Below are 22,676 nucleotides of genomic sequence, written 5' to 3'. Positions count from 1 at the left end.
AAAGTCTGGACCGCACGCTGGCGATTCAGGCTTTTTTGGCGTGAACTGAGATTACGCGGGCGATTAAGCCAGTTAGGCCCGTCCGCCCACAGCGCCCCGACCCATATTTGACGAACGGCAGGCGGCCAGCTTGCTTGTACTGTGTCGCTGCAAATACCTAGTTTTAAAATCCAGCAGGTTCCAGCGCATCCGTTTCAAAGGCGTTAACCGCTGGCAAATCCAGTTCCTGGCGTAGCTGATTGGAGACCGCAGTGATTTCGCTTTGCGGTGCAATTTGATAGTCGATGCCGTTGATGGTCGCGGATTCGCCCTGCAACGTGGCGGACTTGATGTGCCGGCTGGTATGGCCATCCTTGGTCCGCAGCCACATGAGGTCGTCAAAGGTCAGGTTGGTCTGCAGGTTGTGCGACAGTGATTTGAGCACCGTTTGATACCGAACCAGTGAGCTGAGGCTGGCTTCCTTGAGGACTAACGCCTTGATAATCTGTCGTTGCCGCGCTTGGCGACCGTAATCGCCCAGTGGGTCTTGGTCCCGCATCCGCGAGTAGGCGAGGGCGCTGGCCCCGTTTAGATGGATCTTGGTGCCCTTGGTCACGTTGGCCTGTTCGTAGTGAAAGGTCAGGAGTGGGTCGACCGTGACGCCGCCGACCGCATCGATCATTTTTTCCAGGCCGCCCATGTTCAACAGCACGTAGTAGTGAATCGGCACGTTGACCAGGTGTGACACGGTCTTAAGCGTGGTCGTCGCGCCGTATAGTGGATAAGCCGCGTTGATTTTTTCATCATCCTGCTGGCTACCATAAATGTCGACCAGGGTATCGCGGGGGATGCTGGTCAGCGTGGCCGTCTGTTTCTTCGGATTGATGGTGGCCACGATCATGGTGTCCGTCCGCCCGACTTGGTGTCGCCCCAGGGCTCCAGTGTCGGTTCCGAGAAGTAAAATGGCAAATGGTTTGCCGCTGGTGATTGCCGTGTCGCTGGGCCGTCCCGCGGCCTGATAGGTCTGTGAAAAGGTTCGTTGGGCCGCATGCCAAGCGCGCCACCCCCAGACGCCGCCGACAATCAGCAGGCAACTCAACACCAGTAAGAACACGCGTAACCGCCGATGACGACGGGGTGCAAACGTTCGCCCGCGTGGTGGCAATGGTGTATTTTGCATGATAGATCCCTCCCCAATTACGTGGCCCATTATAGCCAAATCAATTGGTTGTGAGAACCAAAGCGACCGCAAATTTAAGCATTTTGGCAATTTCTTAACCAAGTGATTGACCGGTAAAATTCGTAACGGAAATTATTGGTCGAAGCGCTACCATTTGGTGTACAGTAGAGGAGTACCGAAAGCTATTAATGAAAAGGGAGTTGGCAAATAATGGCAAAAGTTGAAAGTTTTACTTTAGATCATACAGCCGTTAAGGCACCTTACGTACGGCTGATCACACGCGAAACGGGCACAAAGGGTGATGTCATTTCTAACTTTGATTTACGGTTAGTTCAACCTAATGAAAATGCAATCCCAACGGCCGGTCTACATACCATCGAACACTTACTAGCAGGTTATCTGCGTGACGAAATGAGTGGGGTCATTGACTGCTCACCATTTGGCTGCCGGACTGGGTTCCACCTGATTACCTGGGGGGAACAATCTACTGAAGAAGTTGCCAAGGCATTGAAAGCCTCTTTGCACCGCATCGCCTTTGATACGGAATGGAAAGATGTGCAAGGTACTGACAAATACAGTTGTGGCAATTACCGCGACCACAGCCTGTTCTCCGCTAAGGAATGGAGCAAGGATATCCTGGACAAGGGCATCTCTAAAGACCCATTCACCCGCGAAGTCGTTTAACGCGCTGACTAGTACGGGCGCTGATTGGCCAGTTCAACGGGTAACCCGGCTGGCTTGAAGCAATTAAACCGAGTCACTGAATCGTCCCTGAAGGAGCCTGAATCCCGGGCCCCTTTTTTTGTCGCAATCTGTTAAGTGGGTTGATTAGGTAGCCGCGATTACCAGTCGCGGTGGGACCACACTGTGGGGGCAGGCGTGTAAACTAATCAATGAGCAAGACGATGTATTTTAAAAGCTAGCATCAGTTAAAGTGGGGGATGAATGAATCGTGAAAAAATTAAACTGGTGGCTGGTACTTCTGGCGGCGTTGGGTCTGGGGCTAACCGGCAGCGCAACCGTCCAGGCGTACCACACGTATCATCAAAAGGCCGCTGCCCTGAGCGTGGGGTCGCGGCGGCGCGTCAACGATAGCCACGTGCACTACGTCAAGGCGCCCAAGACCTATCGTCATGCCAAGAATACGCACGGCCACAATGTCATCAAGCATAGCCGGGGGTCAGCGATTACCTTTAAGACCAAATACCTCCTGCCACTCCCGGGATATCACAAGCAGGCCTGGGGCAATCCGCAGAGCGTGACCACCAATAACCGCTACCTGTACGTCCTTTACACCCCAACGGCCTGGCACAACCGCGGGCGCATCGTGCGTTATGATATGCACAAGCTGAACAAATTGGACCTGACGCCTCGTCAATTACAGACGGCGTACGCCAGCCATGCCAAGGCCCAATTGGCCAGTCACGCGGCCATCAAGGTCGGCAAGCCCTTTGAAACGGGGCATGGCCAGTCGTTGGCCTACAACTGGAAGAATCACCATCTCTACATGTGGTGCGATCGAGAGAAATCGGCCGCCACGCCCGTCAATAATTACGGTTATATCAAGCAGATCAAAGCTAGCAGCCTGACGCCCCGGTACCAAATCCGTTTTCGGTTGAAGCACAAACACTTCGCGGTTCCTGGTGGCCACGTGCTGACGTTTGACAAGCAGGGCCGCGCCTACTTCTGGAGCCGGCCGACGACGCACACGGTCAATATTTACCGTGGCAGCATTTCGCGGCATCATGTAAAATTCCACCTGACCCATCAGGTGCTCGAGCACGGGCCGGGGACACACGTGCAGAGTATGGCGTACAATCCGCATACCAAGCGTATTTACCTGGTGGCCGACGATTCGATTGCCAGCCTGCCCGTCAGCAAACTGGCTGGTAAGGGCCATTTGACGAAGCACAACGTGAAATGGACCAAGTTCAGTTCCAAACGAGAATTTGAGGGGCTGACCTTTACCAAGAGCGGTCACGCCTACCTGTTGTGCAATCACAATCCAGAAATTTTGCGGGGCAATCGCATCAGTTGGTAAGTTGGGCAAGTTAAAAAAGCCTTGTGACGCCATGCTGACGGTCAGTCGTTTTATACTGGCCGAAAACATTGGGGGATGAGGGATGATGAGAAGAATCAGTTTACTGGGGGGATTAATTCTGGTCTTGGGGATGATTGCCACCCCGGTGACCGCCAACGCCATGGTTCAGGTGAGGCAGACTTCCCCCGCATTAACGACGCCCAAAAACCTAACGTCGCTCGATGATCGGCAGGTTCATTTTATCCCGGTACCCAGCACATACGCTCAGGCGGCCAATCCGCACGGCGTCAACACGATTGCCAGCAATCAAGGCAGTCCCGTGACCTTTACGACGAAGTACCAGTTGCCGATTCCGGGTTATCAGCACCAAGCCTGGGGGGACCCGCAAAGCTCAGCCGTCGTGGGCCAGTACCTGTACGTGGTCTACTGCCCAACGGCATGGTACAACCGCGGCCGCATCGTGCGATTTGACATGGCCACGCTCAGCAATCTACAGGCCACCCCGGCGCAGGTTCAACGCGTCTACACCAACGCTGCGGCCCAGTCACCACAGGAAAAACGGATTCGTGCGGCCATCAAGGTGGGCCCCGCCTTTACGACTGGTCACGGTCAGTCGCTGGCCTACGATTGGGCGACCGGCAAGTTCTATATGTGGTGTGACCGCGAACTGGCGCCACGGATCAATTTGAGTAATGACGGCGTTCTCCAACAAATCAGTCCCACGTCGCTAAAGCCGGTCCACCAGATTCGGTTCCGGCTGAAGTCTAAATCACTGGCGGTTCCTGGCGGCCACGTGTTGGCGTTTGACCGCGCCGGGCACGCGTACTTCTGGACCCGGCCTGATCCGGTAAACGTCTACATTTACCAGGGCACGATTCACCGCAACAACGTCCACTTCCGCTTGACCAAGCAGATTTTGGAGCACGGGCCTGGAACCTGTGTGCAAAGCATGGCGTACAACCCGCACAACGACCGGCTGTACCTGGTGGCTGATGACTCGATTGCCAGTCTGCCAGTCGCTAAGCTCGCGGGCAACGGCTCGCTGACGGCGGCCGACGTGACCTGGACGGGCTTTGCCTCCACGCGGGAGTTCGAGGGGTTAACGTTTGGCAGCGACGGTCAAGCCTACCTGATGAGTAATCACAACCCGGAAATCTTAGTGGGTAATTCGTTGAATTGGTAAAAATAATTAATCGTTGGTAGAGCCTGGGCGTTTGTCCCGGGCTTTTTGTGTCAAGACATGTTAGTTACACTTTAATCAGTATAGTAAAAGGTCTTAAAACCCCATTCATAGATTGCTTCACTGTGATTAAGGTTGATTTGTTTTTCCTGAAAAACAAATGTGTTATTATGTATTGTACATGAGAGGATTCAGGGATTGGATGTAGTGATTAATGACTGAGCCAAATGAAGTACGCGCAATAGTCGCTAATATAAAGGCTAAGCGAAGTAACTGGAGAGTGTCGAAACGTGATAAGAATAGAGAATTGGTCAGTATCTTAGCGGTTCCACAATCGGAAATTCTAGACATGATTTATAGCGACTTAAGTTGGCACAACTATAGCTCAGGTCCAAAGGCAGACAATCATACGCCGCAGCTCCCCGGAGATATTTGGATTTTTGGCTTAACAATCTCTGGAATTGACTGTTACTTAAAGTTTCAAGACAGACCAAGTGGTGTCGTGATGTGGATTTCGATACACCCAGTAGAATACCCGCTGAACATGCCTTTTAGGTGGGATTAGTAATTTGAATTTCAGGAGAGTATACAAATGACTGAGATAAAAAAAGAGTTTTATAATGACGAGCTTGAGGCGACTGATGTTTATACAGAAGTTAAAGAGTTAAGATTCGTACGGGTTCGAGATATAGACAATCTTTTAGTTCTGCACCGTTATTGGAAAGACTCAAGTGGCGAGCTATGGTCAGATTTTGATGATCCAATGGAAAATTCTAAGAAGGATTTTATTGTTTATCGTACCCGAAAAGGTTACATGACCCCAGAAAGTATAAAAAAATTGAGAGAAAATGCTGGCCAAACAGTAAGAGAATTTTCAGACTATTTAGGGATAGGTTCATCGACCCTTTCCCAACTTGAGAACAATTTGCGGGTTCAAACGAAAGAAACAGATGCACTACTGCAAATGGTCAATAAGTACTATAACCTAAACGGCAGGTTGCCTAGTATAGGGGTGAAAGATCTAATTGATGCGCTAAATAGCAGTTTCAAAAAGAGTGTGGTCAAAGAATCGAAATATTCTTATCAAGATCCAGTAATGTATGAGAATAATGATAGTACGTATGATAACTATAGTTTAAGAGTGAATGGAGAGGCCGCGTAATGGGAGTTTTTAAATTTGATCACTATGTAGTAGACGAGATGTCTTATATTAAAAATCAGAATTATGATAAAAGCTTGAAGAGTATTAACTTGAAACCACAAATTAGTGCAAAAAATAGTATTGATGGCATGAATGTGGTGGTTACATTGAAAGTGGTTGTTGGGGCGTTGAACGTGGAAAATGTGCCGTTCCAGGTCAAAGTGGCCATGAGTGGTTCTTTTGAATATAATCCAGATGAAGACAATGATTCATACGGTATAGATACTTTTATTCGTAATAATGCAGTTGCGACGCTATACCCCTATGTAAGATCTTTAGTGGCTAACTTAACGATGTCTTCTGGTGAGTACCCAGGATATAATCTGCCGACAATAAATGTGAGCAAGGTCTTAGAGAAGTCCACAAATAATGAAACTGCTTGAAACAGTGACTTGTTAAAGATTTATTTCGAAAATAAAATCCTTGAGAATTTAACTAAAATAATATTGTGAGGATGCGGCTATCTAAAAGAGGGCCGCATTTTTTGTGGTGGTTTAATGGCGTGGAAGAGTTAGTCTGGTAGTCTTGATTAAGCCATTAAACTCGGTCAGATAGCATAACAACTGCGGGAGTTGACAATTGGTCCCGTGATTACCGGGTCCGGGTGATAGACATTTTTAAAAAATTGTCCTTTTGCGAAAAAAGTTGGTCACTAAACCGCCAGAATAGTTTAAGCTGGAGGTAACTAGAAATTTGCAGAAGGTGGGCGCGATGGAATCGGACAAACGGGATTGGCAGGTCATTTATCAGGAGTTGGCAGAATTAATTGGCGAGGAGAATACGCTCAAGATTTTTCGGGACTTTCGGGGAAGTACGGTGAGCTTTCCGATGCGCTTGATGCGGCACGAAGCCTTGCTGAGCCGGGTGCAAAATGACTACCTGGCGGGCGCATCGATTCATGAACTCAGCGCGCACTACCAGCTGGCTGAGCGGACGGTGCGTAAGTATATTCACAAATAATGATGCAAGTAATTCGACATGCAAATACGCGTGCAGGTCTACACTGTCGCGGTGATTTTTGCATGCCAGCAAAATTTGTTATCTTGAGGTTACAATCTTTGGTAGTAAGCGGAGGTCATTAGGGATATGGACGTGGATACACAGGCATTACAGGGCATCTATAAGAAATTAAATGAATTGTTGGGGACAGAGGAAATGTTGAAGCTTTACCAGGAATTTCGCGGGACACAGCTGAATCTCCCGATGAAGTTGTACGGGCGAGACGGTACGGTGGCGGCCATTAAGAAAAAGTATCCTCAGATGACGGAAAAGGCGTTGGCCGACGAATATGGCTATTCACAGCGCTGGGTCAAGCGGGTCATTAGCGAGGCCGAAAAGCAACAGTAATCGGGAAAAGGAGCAAACATGAGAAGGCTTAAACGATTCGGAATACTACTCACGTTGGTGGGTGTGTTGCTGGGCGGGATACCTGCCGTCACGGCTCAGGCCAAGACGGTGGCGCAACCCGTGGCTATTAAGAAATTGGTCAAACGCGATTTCCGGTCAGTCCACGGCCGCTGGTCGGTCAAGGTGACGCGGCTAGGTAGCCCAGTGAGCATGACTACCGGCAATCGCCACGTTCAGGCGCAACGGTCCGCCAGCACCATCAAGGTCTACGTGATGCTCACCGTTTTTCAGCGCGCCCAAGCCCATCACCTGAAGCTGACGCGGACGGTCATGGGCAATCTTAAACGGATGATTTACTATTCGGACAACGCAGCCACGAACGCGTTGATCCGTAAGCTGGGTGGGTTTAAGCGGGTCAACCAAACGGCCAAACGGTTTGGGTTTAAGCACACCCATTTGCGTCGCTACATGCTGGACACCGTTGCGTTGCGCAGGGGTCACGACAACTATACGTCGGTCCACGACCTCACACGATTCCTCACGCTAACTTATCAGCACCGGTTGCTGGGCAAGACCTATGATCGGAAGATGCTGGCATTGTTGCATCACTGCCGTAATCACAGCAAGCTCCCCAAGCTGGTGACCCACGCCAAGGTTTATAACAAGACCGGTGAGTTTCCTGCGAAGGGGGTCCAAAACGATGCGGCACTCTTCAAGACTAAGCACGGCGTCTATACCGTCGTCGTTATGGCCCAACAAGGCCAGCAGTATGCCCAATACCGGGCAATGAACCGGCTAGGCCGGGATGTGGTGCATTATCTGAACAATCACGCGTAAAAAAGCAGCGTAGAAGGACGTTTGGGAGAGAGTTCTCAGACGCCTTTGTTGTTGACTAAAATATTAAGAAAATGGTGTTTTCATTATTACGAAATTTGTATGTAAATGTTGTGTAAAGGCCCTATACGGCGGGCTTTTTCTCCGGTAAGATGGGAGTTAATCATTAGCGGCTGAGGTGATGGCTGGGGGACATCAGGTCCTTGAATCAATCGCCAAGAAGATGACAGTAACCGCCAAGAACCTGGGGAGGAATTCTGATGGACGCAACAAGTTATCCTTACTTTCGAAAACGAATTAAGCACTACATGAAAACGGTGACGAACAACCAAGAACCTTTAATGATCACGCGCAAAAATAAACGTAATGTGGTTTTAATTTCGGTTGAAGAATACAGTACGTTGTTAGAAAATCAATTTATTTTGAGCCACCTGGAAAGCCGGGCTTGGCTGCAGACGGCCGCGGAGCCCGAAGTGGTTGCTGAATCCATGGCGGAGTCGGCAGCTACCGAAGTCGAAGAGCCTTAAGGAAGAGGTCTGGGATAGTATTGCCCAGACTTTTTTAGACAGGTCATCACTTAGAAATGGGGGATGGACGTGACTAGTAGAATCGTGTACTTGGAGCAAAAGGCCGCCAGTAACGCGCCTGCCCAGACGCACAATCTATTTCTGGTGGGTTATGCGATTTTTCAGGTTGATCAGGGGGCCACACTGCGACCGGCATTAAATAGTTGGGGCAAGGTCCAAACGATTGTCGTGGACCACAAGGACCGCTTTCGCATCACGTTTAGTTCGGGCCGGGTCTTTGTGTTGAGCCAAAAGAAAGTACTGACTTACGAAACCGACCGGGATGAGTTGACCCTGACGGAGCGGCTGCAAGACCACGGGTTAACGCTACCGGAGACGACACCGGCCCCAACTGCGCAAGCACCAGAGCACTTAACTCGGGTGTGGCCACAAGTAAATCGCCTGACCAGTATTCCCCGCAGTTACGTGGTGATCGACTGCGAATTTGGGGTCTTATTCAAGACGCAGCGTACCGGCGATGACGTTGCCATGACCCGCACCACGATTGCCGGAGAGAAGGCGGGGATTTTTCAGCTGGCAGCTCTGGGCTATCAGGGTACCCAACCGCTGGATATCTTTTTCAATCGCTACGTGGACAATCCTAATTTTTCAGCAGACATGAAGCTACGGGGCCTGAAGGAAACGGGCGTCACGCTAGACAGATTCGAGCAACAGGCCCGGCCCCTAACCGTGGTGCATGCCTTTATCCAGCAAGTGCTGGCCCGTCGTTTGCCGCTAGTCTTCTGGGATCAGGGCAATGACTTGCGGTTACTGCAAAACACCTTGGCACAGGACTATGCGCAATTGACGGCAGCAGAACGCGCCATTTTGCAGGCCCCGCTCGCCGTCTTTGATGGCAGCCTGTACACCAACGAGGTCATCAATCGCAGTAATCATCAGCATGCCAGTCGCCATTTCCTGCCGTTGAATGGGGTCGCGGGGTTACTGAATATTTTCAACCCGCACCAGCACAACGCGCTGTGGGACGCACAAACGACCCATTACGTGGTGAACGCACTGGACCGGTTTAAGCGGACAGCGCCGTTGATCTTGACGGCACCGCAGCCCCGTGCGCCGCTTCAGTTACCGGCGCCTCAGCCAACCGCAGATGTTCAGTCAGCTGCGCCAGTTCAGTTGGCCAAGTTGCAGGAACTTCGGGCAGCCGGTCAGACTTACCGTGAAATTGCCGGGCAATTGGGGATGAGTCCCAGTACGGTCTGGCGAGCAGTGAAGCGGCATCAAGAGCGTTAGGCTTGATAATTAAATTTATGAGACGTTTAACACGAACCCGCTCTGGAAACTCGTATAATAAGGAGTAATCAATGGGTGTAGGGGGTAAGTGTCAATGACGGGAAAGCGAGCACCGCTGCGGGGACTGTGGCGGCTGAATCAGCGAATCGAACAGTGGCGTGCCATGCGGGCAATCAAAGAAGCCCTGCGTGTCGCGTACCCATTTATCTTAGTCATGACCTTGATTGACGTGGTGGGCCAAGGCCTATTAACGAAAAGTGGCTTTTTCTTTCAGATCTATCACGTTGGTAGTTGGCTGCCAGGGCTAGAGTTGTGGCGGCAGTTATTTCAAGTCATTAGCCTGGTGATCAACGGCATCGTCGCGGTCATGGTGGCTTTTACCACGGGGCATTATTTGGCGCGAACTTATCGTGGTGATGCGCTGGCTGTAGGGGTCATGAGCGCGTTAGCCTTTCTGACGTTGAACGTGAATTATGATGCATTGAATACGCCGGTGCGAGGGAATGGCGATGACATCCCACAATTCATGGAAAATAACCTGGGACCACAAGGCATTTTTCTCGCCATTGTGGTGGGATTAGTGGTCGGTTGGTTCGGCTGTCATTTGATGAGTTGGCTGGGTAAATGGGCCTTGAAGCATCCCCAATGGGGCCAGCTGTCCTGGACCAGCCGGGTGGCCTGGCCGTTGGTCGTGGTTTTGACCCTCACGGTCGGCATGGGCTATGGTCTGAGTTGGCTGAACAGTGGCGGTTTGAATGGCTTGGTCTATCAGGGCTTGAACGCCTTGGTCACCAACCCAGGACACCGGGGGGTAATCATTCTTGCCGTGACGGCCATTAATAACGGCCTGTGGTGGCTGGGCTTGATCGGGCCCATTTCACTAGCAGGGAATAGTTCCGTGACGTCGCTGCAAAATCTGGCGTACGCGGTCCAACATGGCTCTGGTTGGAATGCCCCCAATCCCATCACGTTGCATACGCTGGGCGATGCCTATGCCAACTTCGGCGGCGCGGGGATGACCTTGGCGTTGCTGCTGGCAATCTGGATCGGCTCCAAGCAGGCCAGTTACCGTCGCGTGGCCAATCAGACCTTTTTACCGAACCTGGTCAACTTGAACGAACCGACTCTGTTGGGCTTACCGCTTCTCTACAACCCACTTTTACTGATTCCCTTTATCGTGGCACCAGCCGTGAATATCGTCGTGGCGTGGTGCGCGATTACGTGGAAATTGGTGCCGCCCATCGTCTATCCGGTGCCGCGAACGACGCCGGGACCACTGATTGCCTACCTAGGCACCGGTGGGGATTGGCGGGCGCTACTGTTGAGTCTGATCTGCCTAGCCTTGTCCGTGGCCATTTACCTGCCGTTCGTGCGGTTGGCCAATCTGGCAGGAGGTGATGACCATGCGGCGTAATTGGTGGCGTTGGGTGCTTGGTGTACTCGTGGTGCTGGCCATTTTCCTGCCCAGCACGGCGTGGATGCACCAACGAATTACCCAGTATAAGTCAAATTATAAAACGCCGTTGAACCCAACCATCATGGTTCCTGGGTCCAGCGCGAGCCAAAATCGGTTTGATTCGTTGATCACGCAATTGCGGCAGGAGACCAAGGTAGCCCACAGTGTGCTGAAGGTCAAGGTTGCCGAAAATGGCCAGCTATCCTATACCGGTTCCATTCGGCGAGGGGATAATCAGCCCTTTATCGTGATTGCTTTTGAGAACAACCGTGATGGCTATGAAAATATCAATAAGCAGGCCCGCTGGTTGAACGTGGCTTTCAAGGATCTCGTGAAGACCTACCACTTCAACCATTTCTCGGCGATGGGTCACTCTAATGGTGGTCTGATTTTGAGCCTATTCCTAGAGAAATACTTTGCCCAGACACCGCACGTAGACGTGGATCGGTTGATGACGATTGCCACGCCATACAATATGGAATCCAACAGCACGACGACGCAAACGGCCATCCTAAAGGAACTGATTGCTGGTCGGCGACAGTTGCCCAAGAAATTGACCGTCTACTCGGTTGCTGGTACTGAAAATTATTCGAGTGACGGGACGGTACCCGCTAATAGCGTGAACCAAGGAAAGTACGTCTTCCAAAATCAGGTGGCCCATTACACGCAGATCACGGTGACCGGTGATAACACGACGCACTCGGATCTGCCGCAAAACAAGCAGATTGTCCTCCTGATTCGGCAATACCTGTTACAAGAAAATCTTCCCGCCAAGGACCGAGCACAGAATCAAGCCGACACCAAACGCCGGTCACTTACCGGTGAGACCGGCCTACCTTAATCATTCTGGTATAATAAGAAAAAACGGTGGGAGGTCTTCACGTGAATTTTCGGCAATTGGAATATTTCTTAGCGGTGGCTAACGCCGGTCAGATTACGGCTGCGGCGCAACAACTGCACATGGCCCAACCGCCCTTGAGTTATCAACTCAAGCAGTTGGAGGCAGAACTCGGGGTGACGCTCCTGAACCGCTCGGCAACTGGGACGACCTTGACGCCAGCCGGTCAGCTATTGCGAGACTATGCCCAACAATTGATAGACCTGCGAGAACGTGCTGATAGCCAGGTTCGCTCGCTGGGCCAAGGCCTGGCCGGTGTGTTGTCAGTTGGGGTCATCTCCTCATCCATCGGGGCCACGCCCAACGCCAAGCTGCGTACGCTAACCCGTCACTACCCCAAGGTGCAGATTCGCCTATTTGAGGACAATACCTACGGCCTGATTGACCGACTGGACAAACGTCTGATCGATGTGGCCATTGTGCGGACGCCCTTTACAGCACCGGGGCTGGCCAGCAAGGAATTGGCGACGGAATCGATGGTGGCGGTGGTTCCCAAGAAGTATGACCACTTTCCGGCGGCGACACTCAAGGTCGAGGACCTCGCCAGCGTACCCCTGATTATCTACCGGCGCTTTGAGCACCTGTTTCAAACGACCTTTGCGGCCAAACGGATGGCGCCCTTTATTGCCTGTACCTGTGACGATGCCCGGACCGCTGTTCAGTGGGCGGAGTCACGGATGGGGGTCGCGGTGGTCCCACAGTCAGTTGCCGAGCAGACCAGTGGTGCCCAGACGGCCGTTCGCTTGATTCGCTACCAGCCGTGGCGAACCACTCTGAAATTGGTCTGGCCGGAACAGATCACGCCGAGCCCACTGTTACAGCGCTTCATTGATAGTTATTGAATATATGCTAAATACAAAATAAGCCACCTAGCCATATTTATTTTATATGGCTAGGTGGCTTTGTCGTGAAAGCGATTCACCACCAATAACCGCGTTGCTTATCCGGTGTGCTTAGACGTGCGGACAAGTATCTTGGCCAAATTAATATTTGACTTTTAGTGAACAAACAGAGCTATATGTAAAGATGAACGTTGATATTCAAGTAAATCAACAAGTGAGTAAAATCACAATCGTTTCTAAAATCACAAGCTGACAAACTTGCCGCCAGCCCAGCAAAGGTTGATAATCAATTAAGTGATTTCGATTGATTAGGAGGGACAGCACACTTATGATTCATACAGCTATTATTATGTTGGCCGTGGGTATCTTCGCCGGAATTGCCGGCGCTATCCTCGGTATCGGCGGGGGAATGATCATCACGCCGATTCTAACCCTTGGGATGGGATTAGACATTAAATACGCGATTGGAGCCAGCATCATTGCCGTGATTGCGACCAGTTCCGGGTCAACGATTGCTTATTTGCGCGACAACGTCCTTAACTTGCGGGTCGCCATGTTCTTGGAAATCGCGACGACCATCGGAGCCATTGTTGGCGCCCTGTTGACGGGGGTTCTGGACCCGAAGTACCTGTACTTACTCTTCGGCTGCCTATTGGTCTTTTCTGGGTGGAACATGTACCGAAAGCTCCGGCGTGGTCAAGAGGTCTTACAACGGGTCGAACCCGATAAGATTGCAGCCAAGCTCAAGCTCAACGGCACCTATTTTGATAAAGCCGAAATGAAGGACGTCGACTACCAGGTGGAAAATGTGCCCGCTGGTTTTTCCGTGATGTTTGGGGCCGGGGTTGCCAGTGGCCTACTGGGCATCGGTTCCGGGGCGTTCAAGGTCATGGCATTGGATACCTTCATGAAAATGCCGTTGAAGCCTTCCAGCTCGACATCTAATCTGATGATGGGGGTCACCGCGGCCGCTAGTGCGACGGTGTACTTCTTTAACGGTGCCATCCTGCCGGGGATTGCGGTACCGATGGCCTTGGGAATTTTGGTGGGGGCCGTGATTGGCTCACGCATCATGCAAGTACTGCCAGCGCGGTGGATTCGTATCGCGTTCATTCCCATTATCTTGTACATTGGTTTTGAAATGTTATTTAAAGGATTGGGGGTTCACTTCTAATGGAGGAAAAACCAACAACGGCCAGAGAAATGGCCCAGGTCGAAACGATCATTGGCCGCATCTTACAGGTCGGCGTCATTTTCTCAGCAATCATCATGCTCATTGGCTTGGCTCTCTTCTTGGTCACGGGCTACTCGGGCTACGCAGGTGATTTTGTGCCCCGGCAAATGGGCATGATTCTGGCCGGCACTTGGCAGTTAAAGCCTTACGCCATTATGATGTTGGGTGTTTACTGCCTGATCTTAACGCCGGTCTTACGGGTCGTCGTGTCAATCTACGCGTTTTACAAAGAAAAGGATCATTTGTACGTGGCCATCACCACTTTGGTATTGATTATTTTATTAATCGCCCTAGTGATTGGGGTCAAGGGTTAACCACAGAATAGAAGCGTATCACGGGGTCTGGGGCAAAAGTCTCGGACCTTTTGTGTCTCCGAATATATGGTGTTGAAACCTGGCCCAACGCATTCGTTAAATTACTTGATTCTGGCAGCGGTGTGCTAAACTATTAAGTAACGAGATTACGAGAGAGGCGACGAGCGTGGGGACACGGAAAACGGAACAGTGGCGGCGAAATTTAGCGGTATTGTGGTTAGGAACCTTTATTGCCGGAATGGGCTTCAGTGAAATCATGCCCTTCATTTCGCTATATGTGGATGACCTGGGCACCTTTACCCGGGGCCAACTGACCATGTATAGTGGGGTGACCTATGCGGCGACCTTCCTGGTGATTGCGGTGGTTTCCCCGTTGTGGGGCAAGTTAGCGGACCGTAAAGGCCGAAAATTAATGCTACTGCGGTCGTCGCTGGGGATGGCCGTCGTGATTGGCATGATGGGCTTCGTCAGCAACGTTTGGGAGCTGATTGGTCTGCGATTCCTGCAAGGCTTTTTTGCCGGGTATATCCCTAACGCCAGCGCCTTGATTGCGGCGGAAACGCCTAAGGCCAAGAGTGGCAACGCGCTGGGCATTTTGACCACCGGGTACGTGAGTGGCAACCTGATTGGGCCGGTGCTGGGCGGCATCTTGGCGCAGGTCTTTTCGATTCGCTGGACGTTTATTCTAACCGGGATTTTCCTGATTATCGTGTTCTTCCTTAGTGCTACGCTGGTTCACGAACACTTCACGCCCGTTAGCAAGGAGAAACAAGCCCAGGCTGGTTTTTGGCTGAAACAGGTCAAGAACCCAACGCTGATCATAGTCCTGCTGGTATCGACGATGTTCATTCAGATGGGTAATAACTCCATCACGCCCATCATCAGCCTGTACGTGCGGGAGCTCATGCACCATACTGGGCCGATCACCCTGGTGGCCGGCATCATTGCGGCGTTACCCGGAATTTCCACGCTGCTAGCGGCACCCAAATTAGGGGAGTACGGCGACCGGCACGGCACCCAACGCGTGCTGATCTTTGGCTACGTCTTTGCCGTGATCATGTACTTTCCGCAGGGCTTCGTCACCAGCATTTGGCTCTTGGGGATTCTGCGGTTCATGATTGGGGTTTCCGATGGGGCACTGTTCCCGGCGGTACAAACGATGCTGACCAAGAACGCGCCGCACTCGTTGACCGGGACCGTCTTTAGCTGGAACCAGTCCTTTCAGGCCCTCGGCAGTATGCTGGGCGCGATGCTCGGTGGGGTCGTGGCCAACTGGTTCGATTACAGCGGGGTCTTCACGTTTACCGCGATTACCCTGTTATTAAATTTCTTATTACTGTGGTGGCTCGTCCCCGAAATTCGGCAGTGGCGCGGTTCATCCACTTCAAGGAGCAATACTACCCATGACTAATCAAAATTTACCCGTGCAATTTCCCAATGACCCGACCTCACTCAAGGCGCTAGACAACTTCCGGACGTTGATGCTGAATTACCGCAGCGCCGTGCAAGTTGTGGAGACCAAGATTCACTACCTGGACCAGGAATATCAGATTCAAAATGGCCACACGCTGGTCGATAGCTTGCAGTCACGGATCAAGTCGCCCGAAAGCATTTTGGAAAAGGCCCAGCGCAAACACCTGGACTTTAACTTTGAGTCGTTGCCCCAGCAGATGCACGATATCGCTGGTATCCGCATAATTGTGCGGTTTGAAGACGACATTTTGGCAATGGAACGGCGGCTGGAAAAGCAACCGGACATCAAGGTGCTGCAGCGCAAGGATTACGTGGCTAAGCCCAAGGCCAATGGCTACCGCAGCCTGCATTTGATTTTGGCGATCCCGGTCTATCTGGCGGCCGGTGTGCAGGCGGTCACGGTCGAGGTGCAGATTCGCACGATTGCGATGAATTTCTGGGCATCGCTGGAACATGAATTGAGTTATAAAAAGAACGTGAAACATCAAGATGAACTGCGCCGCGAGCTGATTGCCAAGGCAGAATTGGTCCATCAACTGGACCAGGATATGAATGGCATCAAAAATCAAATCCGGGCTCAGGAAAATCAGTAGGTTTGTTCGTAATGCGAGCTTGCAAACGCGTGCGCGAATGATGCGGGTCCCCCTTAACCAATGATACGATAAATGCTGGAAGGGGTGGCGCGTTATGTTTAAGCAAAAATTGGTGACGACATTAGCCGTAACGGCTCTAAGCCTGGGCGTGGGGGCGTTTCTGGTCCAGCCCCAAATGGCGATTGCACAAGGGGTGAGCGACCAAATCCCACAGGCCTATCGAGGCCACTGGCGGTTAGCGCATTGTAATTGGAACTTGAAAAAGGGGACGCGGCTCACGATTGGTGCCCGGTCGTTTCAGAGCAAATTTGGGACGTATCAAGGCGACCAACTGGGCGTTGACATTGCCCCGCAGGCTATTGGGGTCTTTCAAGCGGCTAACGGCATGCAGGTTAGCCCGGAGAACACGTTGCAGCTCACGCATTATCAGCATCACGTGGCTTTGAAGTGGACCTACAACACTGGGGTGGCTTACTACATCAAGTAAGCTTTATAAGATAAATCATTAAATTTCGGTCGGATGGTTATTTCGCCATTAAGATTGGCGAAACCAGATGCCTCCGCCGTCCACCGCGTTCCAGCTCATATTTGGCGAACGGTAGGTGGCATTCATACCGGGTGGCCAACCACCTTTTGTTGCAGGTTGGTCATTTAAAATTAACGCAAAAAAGTTTGGGCGCGTCTGTCCCAAACTTTATTTTTTCCATGCAGTTGTGTTCGCACAGGCGAGTCTTAAAAGTGGCCGGCTACAGGAACCGTAATAATTGGGCAATCGTGCCGTTATCCAAGATGATAAACAGTCCCAGCCCAATGTAGATGGCCGAAATCACCCAGCGGTTGTAGCGCTCGATGAATTCGCCGATGCGGGGGAGGCAGGAAATTTTCTGTGCGCTAAAGACCAACAGATAAATCATGATGAAAAATGTCAGTAGCGTGGCCGCCAGTTGGGCGCGGTCGAGCGTCACGAAGTATGGGACGAATAGCCCCAGGTTATCGGCCCCGCAGCTGCCAATCGTGACGATGGCGACGGTCTGCGTCAATTTGCTCAGGCCCTTGGTGTTCAGCCGCGATTCCGCGCGCTCTTCCCCCGTATCCGCCACGAACCAGACGCGAATCCCGAAGTAGATGGGAATCAGCCCCAGCAAGCCCAGGAGCCATTTCTCAGGCACGTAATGCAAGACGAAAGCAAAGAACAGACTCACTGCAATCAGCGTCAGTGACCCCAGGTATTGTCCCAGATAAATGTCACGAATCTGCCGTTTGTCCGTCACTCGCGCAAAGTAAATCAGCAAGATGACGAGTAAATCCACGGCGGTGGCGGTATATAGCATGATGGCGGTCAGGATGGTCTGCAACATGGGGGGCACTCCTATCTGTAGTGAAAGCTCTTACAATTGCAGTGTAGCACACTTGTCGCCTGGATTGGAAACGAATTTTGGCCAAAATAAAAAGCCTCAGCGTCAGCCAAGGCTCGGTCTATCGATCATGCTTAACGTGAATTATTTTTCACTGGAAGCTTGGTCGTCACGGCTAAGTAGCGTGATCCCGTTGACCGCGATCACAGCGACAACTGCCATCCAGATCCCAATTTTCATGGGTTCCCAAGTCATTTGTTCCAACGTACCACCGATGTAACCCATAACTTCGCCGAAGATAACGGACCAAAAGATCACGACTAAATTAGATTCAAGCCACTTCACACGTGTCACCTCACAATCGTTATTAGTTTACCACGATTAACGGCTGAGCGGGTAGTTAAGTTTTGCTTGGGTCAGATTTTTCTCTTAGGAATGCGTCTGGGTTGCGGGTTGACGTGAATTCAAGTATACTATGCATAACTGAAAATGAGATGGTTGAAGCGGCTGCTTTCAAGAATGGTGTCTTCCTTGGGTTGGGGGGACCGTTTTTGGCGGGCGCTTTTTTCGTGCAAAGGGAGGCAACTTGTGGAATTATTAAAAGACTTAACCTTAATCTTATTGGCAACGACCGTGGTCGGCCACTACTGTACGCGAATCGGCATTCCGGCCGTCATTGGCCAACTGCTGGTAGGGGTGTTGGTGGGGCCTGCATTATTGGGCTGGATCACCTTGTCCCATTCATTGGAGGGCTTTGCGGAAATCGGCGTGATTATTTTAATGTTCATTGCCGGTTTGGAAAGTGACCTACAACTGTTGAAACGCTACTTGAAACCGAGCGTGTTGGTGGCCCTCATGGGGGTGCTGATCCCCATGATTGGGACCTACGCGGTGGGGATGCTGTACAACTTGGGCGTGACGGAAAGCCTGTTTATCAGTGTGATCTTTGCCGCAACCTCGGTCTCCATTTCCGTGGAAGTCCTGAAGGAAATGAACGCGTTGAACAGCCAGGAAGGGACCACCATCTTGGGGGCGGCCGTGGTCGATGACGTGTTGGCCGTGATTATTTTAAGTGTCTTGGTCAGCACTACCGGTACAGCGGTCGGTGAAAGTGCCGCGCAGTCCAGCAGCCTGTTGTTGACGACGATTGAACAGGTCATTTACTTCGCCGCCATCTACTTTGTGGTTCGCTGGTTGGCGCCTTACATGGCCAAAATCGGCGAGCGGCTCATGATTCCGATGGGACCGACGCTGATGGCCATCATTCTGTGTTTCGGGATGGCTTACGTGGCCGAATTGGTGGGCTTAAGCGACGTGGTTGGTGCCTTCTTTGCCGGTATCGCCATTTCCCAAACATCGGCCCGCTCAACGGTCGATCGGCACATCGAACCCGTGGGTTATGCGCTGTTCATTCCCGTTTTCTTCGTCAGCATCGGGTTGAACATGGACTTCAACGGCCTGGGCAAACAACTCGGCTTTATCGTCGTCTTAACGATTGTCGCCGTCCTGACCAAGTTAGTGGGGGCCGGCAGTGGGGCCAAACTCGCTGGCTTCAGCTGGGGTAGCGCCACGGCGGTCGGCGCTGGGATGGTCTCCCGGGGCGAAATGGCGTTGATCATTGCGCAAATCGGGTACCAGGCCAAGCTGATGTCGCCGGTGCGCTACTCCGCCATCGTCGCCGCCATCATTGTAGCCACGCTCCTGGCGCCATTCCTGTTGCGGTGGACCATGGACCGCGTGCACCAGCATGACGTGGATCGGTCAAAGATTCGGCCGGCTGAGTGAGTAAATTTGGTTGTGGCTGATTGCTAAAATTAGTGAGATCAGGCGTTTGTTTGCGCACATTTCGACTGTGAGGCCATTTTGAGACGCGACCTTCGGCTCAAAGGCGAGGCGGCGAGACCGCACCTTGGCTCGACCCGTCCGCCCACAGCGACCCGACCCATATTTGGCGGACGGTAGGCGGCCAGTCTCCGCTATGAAGCTGTAAACGACTTTAGACGCCTAACATTCAATAACTGGACAAAAACAGCCACCGCTGAAAACGAAGCGGTGGCTGTTTTAACGTTAGAATTTACGTGATTCTGCGTGACGCGCACGTTCGGCGACTTCCTCGTGGTGCTTGAGGGGCTGGCGCCATTCGACCGTGAACCATAGTAGCGCGAAGACAATGAAGCTGGCCAAGCTGACGATGATGCCTAACTTGAGTCCTGGCGTGGTGTAGCTCAGGGTGACGTGGTTCTTGCCGACCTTCAGCGGCACGCCAATCATGCCCTTATAGTTTTGACGAACAGGCAGCAACGATTGCGCGTGCATCACGGAACGAATCGCAACGGGGTGGCCGTTGACTTTGGCCGTCCAGCCCGGCGTGTTTGGCACGGCCAGGTACAGCAGGGAACGTTGTGGCGTCCCGGTTACATCACCGTCCAGCCAGGTGACCCCACTCTTGGCGCGTAGCTTGAAGCGTTGTTGTTTCAGGCTAGTTACGAGCTTTTCGTAGCGATGCTGGTTGAGCGTGGCAAATTGATTACCATAACCCTGTAGCGGTCCTTGGGTGACGTAGCTGATTTTGAGGACCTCGCCCTTTGTATGCTGGCCGAGGTTGACCAGGTAGCGGTAGCCATCCGCGTTGATCGCTGGTTTCAGCGACTTGCCGTTGACCTTGAGGCTAGAGTACACGATGGTGTTGGCCGGCGAGTATCCGTGAAGCAAGCCCGTCGCGTTGACCCGCACGGTAAAGGTTTGGATGAAGCGCTGGTTGGGCAGCTCAGTCTTCTTGGACACGTGCTTGAGGTCACGGGACACGGCGCGGTGGGTTTTAACATTTAACACGGTGACGGGTGCCATCGTGCCTGGCGTGGCGCCCAATGCGGTGAGCACGTGTTCCTGGTTGATCATCGCGTTTTGGTCATCGAGTTGCAGACTGGCCAAACGGTTCGGTACCGCAAACCCAATGCCCGCGTAGGCATTCAACTGGTTGACGACGGGATGCTTGGCGGGGTTCAGGCGGTATTTCACGCCCATCAGCGTATCGGACAGGTGTGAGAAACCTTGGGTGCTGATCCGGCGAACGTTGGGACTGAAGTAGCCCAAGTCGTGCTGGAAGACCCGCGCCTGTTCGATTAGCGTGGAACTGTAAGAACTCACGCCGGGATAATTGTACATGACCGGATCATTGTAGTGGTTGTAAGCACCCTGGTAGGATTGCCCAATTTCTGCGTGAGAAAAGTCGATGCGGTGCAGGTTGGGTTTGGTCTTAGATGCCGACACCTTCGCCAGCGTTTGGGTATCGCGGTGGAAGTACTTTTCAAATTTCGGTTGCGACCCAAATTCCATCGTGTGCGTGGCAAGTAGGAAGTTGCCGCCCAATTCGGCGAACAACAAGAGGCCTAGCAAACCGATGCGGACCGGCCGCCATTCACTGACGAACAGGAGCATCGTGTTGAGTAACAAGAGCCCCAGGGCTGGCCAGACCAGGTGAAACGCGGGTTGACTGAGCACGTAGAGGTCATGGTTGTAGTTGGGCAGCAGATGGTCCCAAACGACCGGAATCACCTGGGCACTCAGGAAGCCGATGACCAGCAGGCCAGCTCCCCAGACCAGCGCAAGGACCTTTTGCGGGTCGTTCATCGACTGGGCGGGATGCGTTTGCCAAGCCCGGTAGGCCGTGACCAGCGCCAAAAATGTGAAGAAATAGACGTTACGGTACGGGAAGCCCGCGGGTTGTTGGAACATGTGCCAAGCCGTGTTCAGCAGCGTAACGAATAGTCCCAGGCCCATGACGATCAACAGCCACATGGTCCGGTTCTTCTCGACCGCTTTAACTTGCGGCGAGACGAAGAAGACGATTAGTAGCAAGAACATCAGCGTGCCCATGAAGAGCGACGGCGCGTGGTACAGGTGTGAGGCGTAGCTGCTAGTGCCCGGTGCAAACTGGGCCAAGACTTCCGGTCCAAACATTGGCGTCGGCAGGTAGTTATTTAAGAAAAAGTTGCTCTTCCCCGTCAGCAGCATGCCTTGTGCCGTGGGAATCAAGACGATCATCGACATCCCACCGGCCAGCAGCGACCCCAGTGTGAACTGCCGAATCGCCGGCCAGTGCATGTGCCAAACGTCCTTGAATGGCGTGGGCGTCGGTTGGTGTTCAATGATCAAGTAAATGAAGTACATGACGGAGAACAGACAGGTCATATATCCCATGTAATAATTGCAAATAATCGTGGCGGTCAGGCTAACGGTGTACAGCCCGTAATGGTGCAGGCTGACCAAACGATGCAGCCCCAAGGCCACCAGTGGCAGCCAAATCAGGGCGTCCAGCCACATCATGTCGTAGAAATACATGCTGACAAAGCCGCTCAGACTAAATGCCGTGGTGAACAACAGCATGGACCAGCCGCTGCGCAAAAAGGTGTGGCGAATGAAAAACGCCATGGTCAGCCCAATCGTACTGATCTTTAAGATGATGATCCAGGTGACCGCAATCGGTAATTTGGTCGCCGAGAATGCAAAGATCAGTAGGTTAAAGGGACTGATGACGTAGTAGGTCAACAGGGGAATGATCCCGCTCCCAGACCCCAGCGAAAAAGAAAAGAGATGAAATTGGCCGTGCAGTAGCGTCGACCGTAAGTTTTCCAAGATGGGCACGTACTGTGTCCCCATATCACTAAATAATAGGTTTCGTGGGCCAAACGGCGTAATCTTAAGGTGCCAAAAAATCACGCACAAAATGGCGAACGGAATCAAAAATGCTCCCCCATACACCCAGCGGCTAACACGCAATGCCGTCAGGGTGTGCCGTTGTTGTTTCATGAATACCCCTCCGTTAATCAATCAAAAATCATGGATTTAATGTTTCCAGACGGCGTTGGCGGTCGGCTAGTCGTCACGCACTAGCATGATTGTGGACCGTAGTGGTTAGTCTCCCCAATAGTC

General features: G+C 52.1%; 23 protein-coding genes. 19 read left to right on the top strand and 4 right to left on the bottom strand.

Annotated elements, in window-relative coordinates:
* Window positions 1-163: 163 nt before the first annotated feature.
* Complete coding sequence (locus NGM66_RS07540) at window positions 164-1,159, bottom strand: LCP family glycopolymer transferase (protein WP_208907569.1); 996 nt, start codon at window positions 1,157-1,159, stop codon at window positions 164-166.
* Window positions 1,160-1,369: 210 nt separating this feature from the next.
* Between NGM66_RS07540 and NGM66_RS07535 the strand changes: the two genes are divergently transcribed.
* From NGM66_RS07535 to NGM66_RS07450, 18 genes are all read left to right on the top strand, one after another.
* The gene (locus tag NGM66_RS07535) at window positions 1,370-1,843 is read left to right on the top strand and encodes an S-ribosylhomocysteine lyase (protein WP_135367290.1); all 474 of its coding nucleotides are present in this window, start codon (window positions 1,370-1,372) and stop codon (window positions 1,841-1,843) included.
* Window positions 1,844-2,111: 268 nt separating this feature from the next.
* Entirely contained in the window at window positions 2,112-3,200 is a 1,089-nt protein-coding gene (locus NGM66_RS07530) for a hypothetical protein (protein WP_208907570.1), read from the top strand.
* 82 nt (window positions 3,201-3,282) lie between these two features.
* Window positions 3,283-4,383, top strand: coding sequence for an SdiA-regulated/phytase-like domain-containing protein (locus tag NGM66_RS07525; protein ID WP_245155294.1), 1,101 nt, complete (start codon window positions 3,283-3,285; stop codon window positions 4,381-4,383).
* 589 nt (window positions 4,384-4,972) lie between these two features.
* Window positions 4,973-5,542: a helix-turn-helix domain-containing protein gene (locus NGM66_RS07520; RefSeq protein WP_208907571.1), complete on the top strand. Its 570-nt coding sequence runs from the start codon at window positions 4,973-4,975 to the stop codon at window positions 5,540-5,542.
* Window positions 5,542-5,964, top strand: coding sequence for a protein-export chaperone SecB (locus NGM66_RS07515; RefSeq protein ID WP_258115519.1), 423 nt, complete (start codon window positions 5,542-5,544; stop codon window positions 5,962-5,964). Before NGM66_RS07520 ends, NGM66_RS07515 begins: the two co-directional genes overlap by 1 nt.
* A gap of 328 nt (window positions 5,965-6,292) precedes the next feature.
* Window positions 6,293-6,541 (top strand): Mor transcription activator family protein, encoded by a 249-nt coding sequence (locus tag NGM66_RS07510; protein ID WP_208907573.1) that lies wholly within the window; start codon window positions 6,293-6,295, stop codon window positions 6,539-6,541.
* A gap of 126 nt (window positions 6,542-6,667) precedes the next feature.
* Window positions 6,668-6,928, top strand: a complete 261-nt coding sequence (locus NGM66_RS07505; RefSeq protein WP_208907574.1) for a hypothetical protein — start codon at window positions 6,668-6,670, stop codon at window positions 6,926-6,928.
* An 18-nt stretch (window positions 6,929-6,946) separates the two neighbouring features.
* Window positions 6,947-7,765, top strand: a complete 819-nt coding sequence (locus NGM66_RS07500; RefSeq protein WP_258115518.1) for a serine hydrolase — start codon at window positions 6,947-6,949, stop codon at window positions 7,763-7,765.
* 257 nt (window positions 7,766-8,022) lie between these two features.
* Complete coding sequence (locus NGM66_RS07495; protein WP_208907576.1) at window positions 8,023-8,289, top strand: type II toxin-antitoxin system Phd/YefM family antitoxin; 267 nt, start codon at window positions 8,023-8,025, stop codon at window positions 8,287-8,289.
* Between the two features lie 69 nt (window positions 8,290-8,358).
* Window positions 8,359-9,579 carry a helix-turn-helix domain-containing protein gene (locus tag NGM66_RS07490; protein ID WP_258115517.1) on the top strand — a complete coding sequence of 407 codons (1,221 nt, stop codon included), beginning with the start codon at window positions 8,359-8,361 and terminating at the stop codon, window positions 9,577-9,579.
* Between the two features lie 94 nt (window positions 9,580-9,673).
* Window positions 9,674-10,993 (top strand): PTS transporter subunit EIIC, encoded by a 1,320-nt coding sequence (locus tag NGM66_RS07485; protein ID WP_258115516.1) that lies wholly within the window; start codon window positions 9,674-9,676, stop codon window positions 10,991-10,993.
* Entirely contained in the window at window positions 10,983-11,876 is an 894-nt protein-coding gene (locus tag NGM66_RS07480) for an alpha/beta hydrolase (protein WP_208907579.1), read from the top strand. The genes NGM66_RS07485 and NGM66_RS07480 overlap by 11 nt, the downstream gene beginning before the upstream one ends.
* A 41-nt stretch (window positions 11,877-11,917) precedes the next feature.
* Complete coding sequence (locus NGM66_RS07475; protein WP_208907580.1) at window positions 11,918-12,775, top strand: LysR family transcriptional regulator; 858 nt, start codon at window positions 11,918-11,920, stop codon at window positions 12,773-12,775.
* Window positions 12,776-13,103: 328 nt separating this feature from the next.
* Window positions 13,104-13,949: a sulfite exporter TauE/SafE family protein gene (locus NGM66_RS07470; RefSeq protein WP_125576142.1), complete on the top strand. Its 846-nt coding sequence runs from the start codon at window positions 13,104-13,106 to the stop codon at window positions 13,947-13,949.
* On the top strand, window positions 13,949-14,323 hold the full coding sequence (locus NGM66_RS07465) for a DUF1634 domain-containing protein (RefSeq protein ID WP_208907581.1): 375 nt from the start codon (window positions 13,949-13,951) through the stop codon (window positions 14,321-14,323). The genes NGM66_RS07470 and NGM66_RS07465 overlap by 1 nt, the downstream gene beginning before the upstream one ends.
* A gap of 166 nt (window positions 14,324-14,489) precedes the next feature.
* Window positions 14,490-15,734 (top strand): multidrug efflux MFS transporter, encoded by a 1,245-nt coding sequence (locus NGM66_RS07460; RefSeq protein WP_208907582.1) that lies wholly within the window; start codon window positions 14,490-14,492, stop codon window positions 15,732-15,734.
* Window positions 15,727-16,389, top strand: a complete 663-nt coding sequence (locus NGM66_RS07455; protein ID WP_208907583.1) for a GTP pyrophosphokinase — start codon at window positions 15,727-15,729, stop codon at window positions 16,387-16,389. Before NGM66_RS07460 ends, NGM66_RS07455 begins: the two co-directional genes overlap by 8 nt.
* 94 nt (window positions 16,390-16,483) lie before the next feature.
* A complete protein-coding gene (locus NGM66_RS07450; RefSeq protein WP_208907584.1) occupies window positions 16,484-16,876 on the top strand; it encodes a hypothetical protein in 393 nt (130 codons plus the stop codon).
* A gap of 259 nt (window positions 16,877-17,135) precedes the next feature.
* Here the strand turns inward: NGM66_RS07450 and NGM66_RS07445 are convergent, their stop codons facing one another.
* Window positions 17,136-17,747 (bottom strand): CadD family cadmium resistance transporter, encoded by a 612-nt coding sequence (locus NGM66_RS07445; protein ID WP_208907585.1) that lies wholly within the window; start codon window positions 17,745-17,747, stop codon window positions 17,136-17,138.
* 141 nt (window positions 17,748-17,888) lie between these two features.
* Window positions 17,889-18,089, bottom strand: a complete 201-nt coding sequence (locus tag NGM66_RS07440) for a YjzD family protein (protein ID WP_208907586.1) — start codon at window positions 18,087-18,089, stop codon at window positions 17,889-17,891.
* A gap of 243 nt (window positions 18,090-18,332) precedes the next feature.
* On the opposite strand from NGM66_RS07440, the gene NGM66_RS07435 reads away from it, so the two are divergent.
* Complete coding sequence (locus NGM66_RS07435; RefSeq protein ID WP_208907587.1) at window positions 18,333-19,529, top strand: cation:proton antiporter; 1,197 nt, start codon at window positions 18,333-18,335, stop codon at window positions 19,527-19,529.
* Window positions 19,530-19,811: 282 nt separating this feature from the next.
* Here the strand turns inward: NGM66_RS07435 and NGM66_RS07430 are convergent, their stop codons facing one another.
* On the bottom strand, window positions 19,812-22,553 hold the full coding sequence (locus NGM66_RS07430) for a YfhO family protein (RefSeq protein ID WP_208907588.1): 2,742 nt from the start codon (window positions 22,551-22,553) through the stop codon (window positions 19,812-19,814).
* Window positions 22,554-22,676: the final 123 nt, after the last annotated feature.

The organism is Levilactobacillus yiduensis, assembly GCF_024718525.1.
Classification (GTDB): Bacteria; Bacillota; Bacilli; order Lactobacillales; family Lactobacillaceae; genus Levilactobacillus; species Levilactobacillus yiduensis.
This window is presented reverse-complemented; position numbering and strand designations above follow the sequence as displayed.

Excerpts from the sequence above, each read along its gene's own strand:
- NGM66_RS07540 (WP_208907569.1), bottom strand. The coding sequence starts at position 1,159 with ATGCAAAATACACCATTGCCACCACGCGGGCGAACGTTTGCACCCCGT.
- NGM66_RS07535 (WP_135367290.1), top strand. The coding sequence starts at position 1,370 with ATGGCAAAAGTTGAAAGTTTTACTTTAGATCATACAGCCGTTAAGGCA.
- NGM66_RS07525 (WP_245155294.1), top strand. The coding sequence starts at position 3,283 with ATGATGAGAAGAATCAGTTTACTGGGGGGATTAATTCTGGTCTTGGGG.
- NGM66_RS07520 (WP_208907571.1), top strand. The coding sequence starts at position 4,973 with ATGACTGAGATAAAAAAAGAGTTTTATAATGACGAGCTTGAGGCGACT.
- NGM66_RS07515 (WP_258115519.1), top strand. The coding sequence starts at position 5,542 with ATGGGAGTTTTTAAATTTGATCACTATGTAGTAGACGAGATGTCTTAT.
- NGM66_RS07510 (WP_208907573.1), top strand. The coding sequence starts at position 6,293 with ATGGAATCGGACAAACGGGATTGGCAGGTCATTTATCAGGAGTTGGCA.
- NGM66_RS07505 (WP_208907574.1), top strand. The coding sequence starts at position 6,668 with ATGGACGTGGATACACAGGCATTACAGGGCATCTATAAGAAATTAAAT.
- NGM66_RS07500 (WP_258115518.1), top strand. The coding sequence starts at position 6,947 with ATGAGAAGGCTTAAACGATTCGGAATACTACTCACGTTGGTGGGTGTG.
- NGM66_RS07495 (WP_208907576.1), top strand. The coding sequence starts at position 8,023 with ATGGACGCAACAAGTTATCCTTACTTTCGAAAACGAATTAAGCACTAC.
- NGM66_RS07485 (WP_258115516.1), top strand. The coding sequence starts at position 9,674 with ATGACGGGAAAGCGAGCACCGCTGCGGGGACTGTGGCGGCTGAATCAG.
- NGM66_RS07480 (WP_208907579.1), top strand. The coding sequence starts at position 10,983 with ATGCGGCGTAATTGGTGGCGTTGGGTGCTTGGTGTACTCGTGGTGCTG.
- NGM66_RS07470 (WP_125576142.1), top strand. The coding sequence starts at position 13,104 with ATGATTCATACAGCTATTATTATGTTGGCCGTGGGTATCTTCGCCGGA.
- NGM66_RS07465 (WP_208907581.1), top strand. The coding sequence starts at position 13,949 with ATGGAGGAAAAACCAACAACGGCCAGAGAAATGGCCCAGGTCGAAACG.
- NGM66_RS07455 (WP_208907583.1), top strand. The coding sequence starts at position 15,727 with ATGACTAATCAAAATTTACCCGTGCAATTTCCCAATGACCCGACCTCA.
- NGM66_RS07450 (WP_208907584.1), top strand. The coding sequence starts at position 16,484 with ATGTTTAAGCAAAAATTGGTGACGACATTAGCCGTAACGGCTCTAAGC.
- NGM66_RS07445 (WP_208907585.1), bottom strand. The coding sequence starts at position 17,747 with ATGTTGCAGACCATCCTGACCGCCATCATGCTATATACCGCCACCGCC.
- NGM66_RS07430 (WP_208907588.1), bottom strand. The coding sequence starts at position 22,553 with ATGAAACAACAACGGCACACCCTGACGGCATTGCGTGTTAGCCGCTGG.